Origin of the sequence: Buttiauxella sp. B2 (assembly GCF_006376615.1) — a bacterium.
GTDB lineage: Bacteria > Pseudomonadota > Gammaproteobacteria > Enterobacterales > Enterobacteriaceae > Buttiauxella.
The window spans coordinates 1-10,579 of record NZ_VEXQ01000047.1; the positions used below are offsets into that span (position 1 = coordinate 1).

Here is a 10,579-nt window from a genome sequence, read left to right on the forward strand (position 1 = left end):
CCCGGCACCACCGCCACCTGCGCCGATGCTGATACCCACGCCACCGCCACTGCTGCTGTTCTTACCGCTGGATTGCTGGGTGTTGGCCGCACCACTCAGAATGACGTCATTCTCAGCACTCAGCAGCGTGTCGCCGCCGGCTTTCAGCTGGCTTCCGGCGATAACGATATTGCCACTGTTATCGCCTTTGTTTTTCCCGGTCGCGATAACCGACAGATTGTTTCCGGCATTAAGCGTGCTGCCGGAGACCGCATCACTCCGGGCATGTTGCTGCGATTTTGATTTCTGGGTGGTGAGAGAGAGGCTTACACCCATCGCGTTCGGGTCACCTGTGGCGACAGCGACGGCTGCAGCCTGACCCGCCTGTACGCCGGAGAGGGCGGTTTTGGTGGCCTGCAACGTTTTAAGACGGCTATCGCTGGTCTCTTTCGTCTCCTGCGCATTAGTGACAGCGTTATTGATGGCGCTGCCGACCGTGCCGGAGAGCGCCAGTGTCAGGCCACTCTTTGTTTGCTCAAATGTCTCATCGCTACGGCGTTTGTCATGGCCGGGGTCGATAAGCACGCTGTCGCCGATAACCGCCAGGTCTTTCCCGGCGATAAGGTCTGCGCCACCGATATGCGCCTGATTACCGGCAGAAATCACCACGCTACCGCCCGTCGAGCCGACAGTACTGAAGCTCTGACTTTGGGTGGTTCCGGCTTCACGCAGGTCGTGTGTGGTCTTGCTGCTGCCGATGGTGACGCCGATACCGCCGGTTCCCATCAGGCCGCTTTTCTTCTCTTCCTTAAAACGCCAGCTCGAATCGGTGTTAGTGGCGGCAATAATATCAACATTGTTGCCTGCACTCAGGTTCACCGCATCATCGGCCACCACGGAAGAACCTTTCACCAGCAGATTATTACCGGCACTGACCTGCACGTTGTCTCCGCTCAGCAGCGTACCCGCCTCACGAGTCGCTCTGTCCTCTTCGATAGTGTGGGTAGTCTTCTTGCTGAGGAAACCGCTTTTGGTTTTCGTCTCTTCGTTGTAGTGATAATCACTTTCCGTGGCGGTGCTCAGATTCACATCACGGCCAGCGGCAATCCCGATATCGCCCTGGGTGGTCACCTGGGCGGCTTCACTGTTTACGTCGCGCCCGGCAATGATGGTGGTGTTACCCCCGCTGGATATGTCGGTTCCCTGCTTGCGCACGGATTCGTCGATGACGGTTTTCTTACTGCTGTGGCTGCTGCTACCGTCGGTGGTGGCTTTCGCCGCCAGGTTCACATCGCGCCCGGCCTGAATGCCGACATTCCCTTCCGCTGCAATGCCTGCTGCCTGGCTGTTAATATCGCGACCTGCAACCAGCGTCACATTATCGCCTGCGGCAATGGTTGAGCTGTCCGCGCTGCTGTGATGCGTTTCGCTGCTGCCTTTACGCTGGGTATCGCTGTTACCTGCGGCATTCAGATTCAGGTCGTTACCTGCCACCAGTTGCGCGGTTTTGCCAGCATCAACGGCACTGGCCGTCACATTCAGGTCGTTCCCGGCCTGCATAATGGCGTTACCACCTGCGACAATGTTGCTGCCTGCATTAGATGTGGACGACGAGGTGGTGTCTTTTTTGCCCCAAAAACCTGACTGGCTGCCGCTGTCATTAATCTGCCTGGCGGCAATGTTGATATTGTTGCCCGCGCCCATTGCCAGGTCACCACCGGCGGCAACCTTCGCACCCGTGATGTTGATATCGTTTGCCGCCCCCATGAACAGACCATCAGTTGCTGTGATGGACGCAGTCTGACCGATATCGGTTCCGCTGATATGGATATTGCCACGACGGCTGTCACCACCTGCGCTCCACTGCGCTGTGCGGGTGATGTTGTTGATGTTGCCGCCCGTGCTTTCCAGTTGTACGGTTTTGCCGCTTATCGATGAGCCGATATTGTTGATATCACCGAATGCACTGAGGTCCAGACCACCGCCTGCGCTGATAAGCCCGGCGTTAAGGTTGCTGATGCTGTTGCTGCTGTCGATGGACAGCCCGTTTTGTGCCAGCAGCGAGCTGCCGTCATTGGTGACGTTGCCACCCGCCAGCTGGACATTGTTGCCGCTAATCACGCTGCCGTTTTGTACCGTCACGTCTTTTGGCGACAGATACACTTTCGGCACCATTACCGTCTGGCCGTTGAGGGTCGCGGTTTCGTACCACAGAATACTGTGGTCAAGAGCCGCCACCTGGGCTGCGGTCAGCGCCACGCCAAACTGCAGACCCAGTGATTGTTGTGCGTCAGCTGCACTGTCCATCAGGTAGCGCATCTGGTCTAAATCAGAACCGAGTCCGTTGATGTAACGTGTCCCGGTCTGGTTCAGGACAATGTTGCTCACATAGCGGGTATCAAACGCCGCATCGCCCAGGAAACGGTAATCGTTATCCGGGTCGAGGTGCAGTCTGTCCATCATGTACGACGAGCCCAGGAACTGATTAATATCGGTGTACTGGCTGTTAGTTTCTTTCGGCGCATCCCCCGGGTTCATACCCAGCAGCTTATACAGGTCACCAAACAGCGACGGGTCGACCTGGCCCAGGCCATCCAGTTTCGGGTTCACCGTTATCAGATACGGGCTGTCCGGATCGGTTGAGGTAACAAAATAACCATTTTTACCGGAAGGGAGAGGGTAGTTGTCGTCAATGCCACCCGGCGTCAGCCCGGTTCCACCGTCAATATTCTTCCCGGCGTCGCCCGAGGTATCTTTCCAGTCGGGTGTGGTAATAACCAGCGTACCGGCGTCATCCAGCGACTGCGCATCTGCGCCTCCGTCAACCGATTGTGCTGATGGCGTATTGAGGCTGGGGGCAACAATGGTGTTGCTGATTTTGCCCGCGTTCGCGGTGGTACTGGTGTTGCTGATGTCGCTGGTGAAATTGGCACTGACGTTGCCGCCTGCCTGAATAACGGAGCGGTAAGCCTCTCCCTGCTCCGTGCTGGAATCGTGTCCGCTCAGCGTGAAGGCGATAGTCGAGTCTTCCGGCATGACATCGTCATAATTATTGCCGTCTGTCGGATAGGCGTTACCGGGCGCTACGCCATACCCATTGCGACCCGGCTCATACTGATAAACATACCAGTCGGTGACCGTGCCCGATTGCCAGCTCTGGTTGTTGAGCACATTACCTGTGAGAGAAACATCTCCGTTGGCCAGAATATTGCTGGCAAGATTATCCAGCGTACCGGCATTTATTGTGAGGTCGTTGCCGGAAGCAATGCGTGAAGCTTCTCTTTTGCTGATGACATCGGTGCGCGTCTGGCTGTTAATAAACTTCTGCTCTGCCGTATCGGCAAACATGGCGTAATAGAACTGATTTTTGTGCCTATGATTACAGGCACTGTGGGTACCGCAGGGGCCCTCATCCCACGAAATCAGCCTACTGTTCATCCCGTAGCTGCCATCTGCCAGCTGGTCGATGTTCACAAAAATATTTGCCTCACCGATACCCGGGATGGCTTGCGCACCACTGGTACTGGTGGTCGTCACGACCAGTCCATCCCGCTGATTGAGCAAATGCCCGGTCTTGATGGTGATATCACCGTTCGTGGTTTCGATATTCCCGGAGGTGTTGATGACCTCAGCGTTCGCCGCGCCTGACGCATCCTTTTGCATCACCAGGTTATTACCCGCCAGGATATCGCCGCGCAGATTCTGAATACTGTTCGCAAACAGCGACAGGTTATTCCCTGCGTAGAGTAATGCTGTGTTGATGATGGCGTCTGCCGCTGTCAGCGCCAGATTGCCTGCGGTACCGGTAAAGCCATCAAGCGTGATATTACCCTGGCTGTTCAGGGTGACATCGCCGCCCGCCTGCAGTGAACCGCTGGCGTTCATCGCAATCTGACTACCGCTGAGAGCCGTAATACCTGAGCCTGCGGTCAGTTGTCCGTTATTCGTCAGCGTGCCGGAAGCGGCGAGCGTGATGCCATTGCCCTGTAAGGTCCCTGCGTTGGTGATATCGCTCTGGCTTGTCACCGACAGCTGTTTGTTCGACGCAATCACCCCCTGCGCACTGAAACTGTTCGCGAGCTTCAGCGTCAGGTTGCCCAGGGCGACCAGTTGGCCTGCACCACTCAACGCGGTGACATCGGTCAGCATATCTCCGCCGCTGAACATCTTGCCACCGGCGTTGTTCAGCGTGTTGCCTTTCAGCGTCAGGCTCTGATTGCCGAGCAGAGTGCCGCTGTTGCTCATCGCCTGATAATATACATCCAGCATCGCCGCCTGGAACGTGCCGCCGTTGGTCAGGCTGTTGCCGGTAAGCCGTACCTGGTTCGCCGCAATCACCGTACCGCTGTTGGTGAGTGTCGCGACATTCAGTACCAGGTTTGTGGCCTGGAGCCAGCCAGCGCCGCTGTAATCCTGCGTGGATAACGTCAGGTCGCCGCCGGAGAGAATTTTGCCGCCGTTGCGGGTTTGCGTGGTTGCGCTGAGGGTGGTTTTGCCGTTGCCCTGAATCGTGCCGTCACTGGTCAGTACCGGTGCGGTGATATTGAGCGTGCTCTGGCTGAGGATAACGCCGCCAGACTGATTAGTCAGCGCATTCAGCAAGGTGAGCGTCAGACTATTATCGCCCTGAAGGCGACCACTGTTGGTCAGGTTGCTGGCGTTGATGTACGTGTCCCCACCCTGAATCTGCCCGCTGTTGGCGATATCCTGTGTCTGTAACGTCAATGCGCCCCCGGTCAGCAGTTTACCCTGCTGTTGCAGGTTGCCATTGAGTGTCAGCCCGAGACTGTTCACACCGCTGATTTCACCGCTGTTGCTCAGTGAGTCGCCTTTGATGTTCAGCGTTCTGGCGCTGACCAGCCCCTGGTTGCTGAGTGCTTTACCGGTAATCTTTGCGTCACCGAGTGCGGTGATTTTACTGTCGGTGGCAGTAACGATGTCACCACTGAGCGTCAGAGCTAAATCCAGTGCGCTTTGAATGACCCCGCTGTTATTCAGGCTGCTGCCGTCCAGCGTGATGTTCTGCCCCTGGAGTCGCCCGCTGTTGGTCACGTCCCCTGCCATAGCGGTGAGTGCCCCCTGAGTCAGCAAGTCACCACTGTTGTTCAGTGCACCGGTGCTGTGCAGCGTCAGGCCTGCCAGGCCAATTGCTGAGCCCTGATTATCGATGCTGTCCTGCGTAAGACTCAGGATATGGCCCTGCAAAGCACCACTGCTGCTGAACTGTTGGCCACTCAGCGACATATCGCCAGTGGCAAGCAGGTTGCCGTGGTTGGTCAGAACAGGCGCGCTGAACGTCAGGTCGCCCTGACTCATCAGGTCGCCATTGTTCAGCAACGAATGTGCCAGCGAGGCATTCAGATTACCCGTTGCCAGCACGGATCCGCTGTGATTCCAGCCCTGCGCGTTGACGCTGAGGTTACTGCCCTGTGTGGTCCCTGCGGTGGTCAGTGTGGTGCCATCAAGTGTTAACTCACCCGCCGTCAGCCAGCGACCTGCTGCTCCCTGTGAAAGCGTATCGCCGGAAAGAGTGAGCGCCTTTGCCCCCTGAAGCAGTCCATCGCCAGTTAGCGTGGCAGCCTTCAGGTTCAGCGTGTCTGCAAGAATTTTGCCGGAACTGATCAAGGTAGTGGTGGTGAGCGCAAGAGCGCTGTCGCTGGTGATAAGCCCGCTGTTGCTGATATCAGGTATATCCAGCGTCAGGTTGGCGGCGCTGTACAGCGTGCCGTCCTGCTGGTTGTTCAGCGTTTGAGTGTCGATATTCAGGGCGCTGTCGGCCTGCATCAGACCACTGTTGGCAAGCGTCCGGGATTGCGTGGTGAGAGTGTCCGCCGCCAGTACGCCGCTGTTAGTCATCTGCGGGGCGTTCAGCGCAAGCGTGCCTGCGCTGCTTTTCCCGCTGTGGCTGAGCTTTTCACGGGCATTCGCCGTCATTGACTGCGCGGCATGCGTCCCCGAGAGTGTAACCTCCCGCCCGCTGATACTGAGAGTATTGCCGCTTTGCACCTGAGCCGCAGTGGCCGTGCTTAGCCGGTCTGCGGCCATCTGCATATCACCGCCCGCGCTGACTTCTCCGTCCAGTGTTGTTGTCGTGGCATTCAGCGCCATTGCCCCGTCACTGTGGGTGACAGACGATGCCCCGGAGGTGAAGCTGTTTGCGCTGACGTTCAGTCCTTTCGCACCAGACAACATCCCGTTCTGCGTGATACTCCCGGCTTTCAGCGTCAACGCATCGTCGCTCACCAGTGAACCGGTGTTGGCGAGTGCTCTACTGGCCGTGATATCAGCGTTGCCTTTTGCTCCGGCTTTGCCGCTCTGGGTAAAGTCCTGGGTGTTGATATTCAGCGTACTGCCACTCAGCAGCGAACCGCCGTTATTTAAAGACGTGCTGTTAACCGCAAGCGAACTGCCCTGTACCTCGCCACTGTTGTTGAGCGAGGCCGCGTTCAGCTTTGCGTTGCCACCGGCCAGCAGCTTACCGCTCTGCGTCAGCGTGCTGGTGCTTACCGTCAGGTTTTGCCCCGCCGTTATCTGCCCCTGGTTGCTGAATGCGTCACGGGCGTTAGCACTGACATGTCGCGCCGCATTGACCTGGCTGGAAGCATCCTGGCGAATAGTGTTTGCGTTAAGTGAGGCATCACGTCCGGCGATGAGTTTTTCATTGCCGTGCGAAAGCGTGCCGCTGGCATTCAGCACCAGGTCGTTATCGCTGTTGAGTGAACCGTTGCTGAGGGTAAGGTCGCCCTGGCTGTTGAGGTTGATAGTACCGCTGGCTTTGTGGTCACCGGTAAGGGCAATACTCTGCCCTTTCGCGGTGATAGCGCCGCTGGCAAGGCTGTTGTGAACGGTCAGCTTGCCACTGGCATCAAGGGTGATATCCCCCTGACGGGTATTCAGGTCGCCGAGGTTGACCCCGACGCCTTTCTCACTGGACACCAGATGAATACGGTTGGCGTACATCCCGCCTAATGCCCCGGTATCGACCGCGACGGTAGGGGCGGCACCTTCACCCTGTTGCGCCTGCACACTGCCATCTGCGCCAACACGGTTAGCCCCGGCGATAACCTTCAGATCTTTAGCGTGAATGGCGGCGTTCACTTCAGTGGCGCGGGAGATGATGGACAGCGCGTCGCTGTTGCTGGCGTCTATCCCCTGGCCTTCAATGGTAATACTGCCTTTTTTAACGTCCAGCGCCTGCAGGTTGCCGTTCGCGTCAAAAACCGGCTTGCCGGTGGTCAGCGTGGCCTGTGGGGTGTTGATAAAGCCACAGCCGTTACAGGTGATGCCATAGGGGTTAGCGACCATCACATTCGCCGCTTTCCCCGCCACTTCGGTATAGCCCTGTAACTGTGAGCGGTTGCCCCCGGTCACTTCGTTAATGATGCCTCTGGCTTCCTTGCCTGCTTTAAGATTGGCGTTGCCGTTAATCAGTCCGCCCAGCTGCGTCTGGTTCAGTTTCCCCGTGGCGTTGTTGAGGATGAGACCCTCTTTGCCGACGTTGTAATCCTTAAACTGGTTATGCGAAATCCCTGTCCCGTTCGGAGTGTTGATGTTCACTACCGGCACACCGTTCGCCGCTTTGTCGGTCGTCGCTTTCCCTTGTGGCGTCAGCGTTGCCGCCATGGCAGGCAGCAACGGTTGTCCTGCCAGAAGGGCGCTTATCAGATAACTGAGCAGGCGGTACGTTAAGCGAACGGGGGGCTGATTATTCATTATTTTAGTCCTTTAAAACGCCACGGCGACACGGTAATAAACGCTGAAATGATCCGGGCCAAGCCAGTCCGGATAAACAAGGGGAAGCCCCACGGTGAACGACGTGGACATCCGGCGGTTGGCGGTTGTCAGCCCGGTTGCAGCCCCCCAGAGAGTGCCGCCCGCATATGGGTCAAGACGGTCTGAATGCAGCCAGCCACCGTCAACGGCGGCAAGTGCACTGACCTGGCCGATAACGGGTAAAGTAAACAGGGTGTAATTGAGTTCGTTCCGCCAGTAAGCGCCGTTATCGCCGGAGATGCTCTGTTCTTTGAATCCGCGCACGGAGCTTTCTCCGCCTATGGTCATCCGTTCGCTGCCGAACAGGCGGTCGGGCGTCCACTGCCCGTAAGCACTGGCAAGCCACCAGAGGTTGTCCGCCACCGGGCGCTGGAAGCTGGCATTCAGGCTCCATTTACGGAACTCGGCTTTCGGTAAATCGCCGTTCTGATTGCCATCACTTTCAGCCCCGAACCACGGCATACCGCGACTGAAGGTCGGGTTAAATGTCGCCACACCGCCGAACATTTTCTGGGTATGGTTCAGCCCAAATAACAGGCTGGTGAGCTTGCGACTGCTGCTCTGGAGCAGAACATCATCGAGGTAATTACGGTTGATGCGATGGTTTAAGCCGACAGAAATGCCGGTCTTGATATCGCCGTTACGGAACAGTACATGAGAGAAGTTAACGCGGTGGGTTTCAGTATCACCGCTTGAACGCCACTGATAGCCATTGTTATCAATGGTGTTGAGATAATTATTCCAGCTGTAGCTGTAGTCGAACAGGCTGTAGCCATAAGGGATGCTGACCCCGGCGGCAACATTTTGAGCGTCTTTAGAGTTTGAGATAGCACTGCTGCGCCCGCCGCTGACAAACCAGCTGTCCGCCAGACCGAGCAAATTATTTCCCGTCATCCCGGCATTAATTTGCCCGACGCCGGTACTTTTTTGTCCGCTATTATCAAAACTCACCGAGCCACTTAACGGAAACTCAGGCGTGGCAGTGAGATGAACAACCGACCAGCCCTGTTTATCGCCGGGCAATATTTCAATTTGTACAGGCGTGATACGGGTGCGGTTAATCTGCTCCATGCCTTGTTCAATATCACGCAGATTAAGTATGCCTCCTTCCAGCCCCGGAAACGCCATTTTCAGCATGCGTTCGGGTGCATCATCCATGCGGATTTTTTCCAGACGACCTTCGAGGATCGCCAAATGCAGTTCACCGGTGCGTAAATCCTGCTGCGTCAGAAAAGCCCGACTGGTGATATATCCCTGGCTGATATACCAGTCAGAAACGGCATTTGTCAGCTGATTAATGCGGGCCATATCGAGGCACTGCCCGTGCCAGGGCGCGAGCAGTTTCTGTTGTACTCGCTCATCTGGCAGGGTGGCACCGTCAAGAAAAATATGGTTGATGGTAAAACAGGGGCCGTTTAGCGTCCCTCGAGCGGCAGTGTCAGGCGCCCGGGGAAGAGGCACAGTACGCTCCAGCGATTCGCGCTGTTGCTGGTTTTGACGCAGTAATTGCTGTTGCTGTTGTTCAATGCTGTCGCGATCTGCGGGTGACAGTGGGGCTGCCAGTACTGACGGGCTCAGCGCCAGCCAGAACAAGACAGAATATTGTGATTTCATCCCTATCCCAGTTCTTTTTATTTTGTTATGTAGAACTATTTTCTTTACGTTTCTTTAAATTAGACCACAGAACCACATGGAACGAAAATAATGTTTTCCATCATTCTTATTTCTTGGATGTTTATCATCACGCGTCACACGATAGAAATAATTAAAATTAAATTATTTAAATATTAAAATAAAAAAACCTGACAGCGTGTGCATGTGAGAATATAAACTCAGCACATGTCATCCTGGTTTTTATTTTGGGTACGCCGGTTTTTCGTTATATTCACACGCACTCACCATGCTCATGCATCCTTCTGAACACCACCTGTCCGGGCCTGTCTGATATGTACCCACTCCGCTGGCGAGGTGGTTACGGACGGCTATTCTGAAGCCCACATCAACGCAACGGGTGAAGATGTCCATCATTTCTTCGTGCTGCTCTCACGACACGTTAACCTCATTCTGGCGCGCCCCACAGACTGACTGCTGCGGTCCGAAAACAGCCTGCACAGTTCAACCAGCGGTAACGTCTGGTTTTCTTTCAGAAGTGGCAGTTCCGCCGCTTGCCAGGGTAGGCTGACTCTGACTCAGTATACAATCTGAATACCTGATGATTGCAAACTCAGTTTCAGCGCAGTATAAGCAAGGGAGTTAACAACACGAAAAGGAATATGAGATGGGATATTACGTTATTAAGAAATCTGAAAAGACAACAGCGCAGCCGTATTACTTTCTGCTGAAAGCGGGTAATCATGAGACCATCGCCACCAGTGAAATGTACTCCAGCAAAGATGCGGCAAAAAAGGGTATTGCATCCATTCAGAAAAATGGCAGCACTGAAGATATTCGGGACGAAACGCTGTAATTAAACGAATGTTCTGGTGTTGTCAGTTGCGGGGACAAGTTTGTTCCCACATGTCAGATAAGTTTAATTGTCACGGTCGGTTATTATTTTCTTTTCCTTAAGGCGGATAATTCAACAACATTATCCATCGGCCTGTGGTATTCAGACAGCGTATTCAGTATGTCGCACTGGCAATGCTTCCAATTAGTTGAGTTGTCATGAGTAATACGCTTTTTTGAGGTACTTCTGTGGCAACCATCGCCGTTCATTGTCCCCGTTGTCAGTCAGCTCTGGTTTACCAGGTGTGCCGTAAAGCCTCGTCCTTCAGGGCGGGGATATAAGGCACGGTTTTCTACCTAACTTCTGCCAAAATTCAACACA

The 10,579-nt window shown here is 55.3% G+C and carries 4 protein-coding genes; 2 read left to right on the top strand and 2 right to left on the bottom strand.

The features are described 5' to 3' along the window. The coding region (locus FH968_RS23005) for a hemagglutinin repeat-containing protein (RefSeq protein WP_139883725.1) at positions 1 to 7,692 on the bottom strand (7,692 nt) is incomplete at its 3' end. Between the two features lie 12 nt (positions 7,693 to 7,704). Then, positions 7,705 to 9,366 carry a ShlB/FhaC/HecB family hemolysin secretion/activation protein gene (locus tag FH968_RS23010; RefSeq protein ID WP_139883733.1) on the bottom strand — a complete coding sequence of 554 codons (1,662 nt, stop codon included), beginning with the start codon at positions 9,364 to 9,366 and terminating at the stop codon, positions 7,705 to 7,707. A 664-nt stretch (positions 9,367 to 10,030) separates the two neighbouring features. Here FH968_RS23010 and FH968_RS23015 point away from each other — a divergent pair. Together FH968_RS23015 and FH968_RS24245 are read left to right on the top strand one after the other, a co-directional pair. Beyond that, on the top strand, positions 10,031 to 10,219 hold the full coding sequence (locus FH968_RS23015; protein WP_139883735.1) for a YegP family protein: 189 nt from the start codon (positions 10,031 to 10,033) through the stop codon (positions 10,217 to 10,219). Positions 10,220 to 10,446: 227 nt separating this feature from the next. Beyond that, on the top strand, positions 10,447 to 10,539 hold the full coding sequence (locus tag FH968_RS24245; protein WP_139883737.1) for an IS1 family transposase: 93 nt from the start codon (positions 10,447 to 10,449) through the stop codon (positions 10,537 to 10,539). Positions 10,540 to 10,579: the final 40 nt, after the last annotated feature.

What these genes read in the sequence shown, in the direction of transcription:
- FH968_RS23010 (WP_139883733.1), bottom strand. Translation starts at nt 9,366, where the DNA reads ATGAAATCACAATATTCTGTCTTGTTCTGGCTGGCGCTGAGCCCGTCA.
- FH968_RS23015 (WP_139883735.1), top strand. Translation starts at nt 10,031, where the DNA reads ATGGGATATTACGTTATTAAGAAATCTGAAAAGACAACAGCGCAGCCG.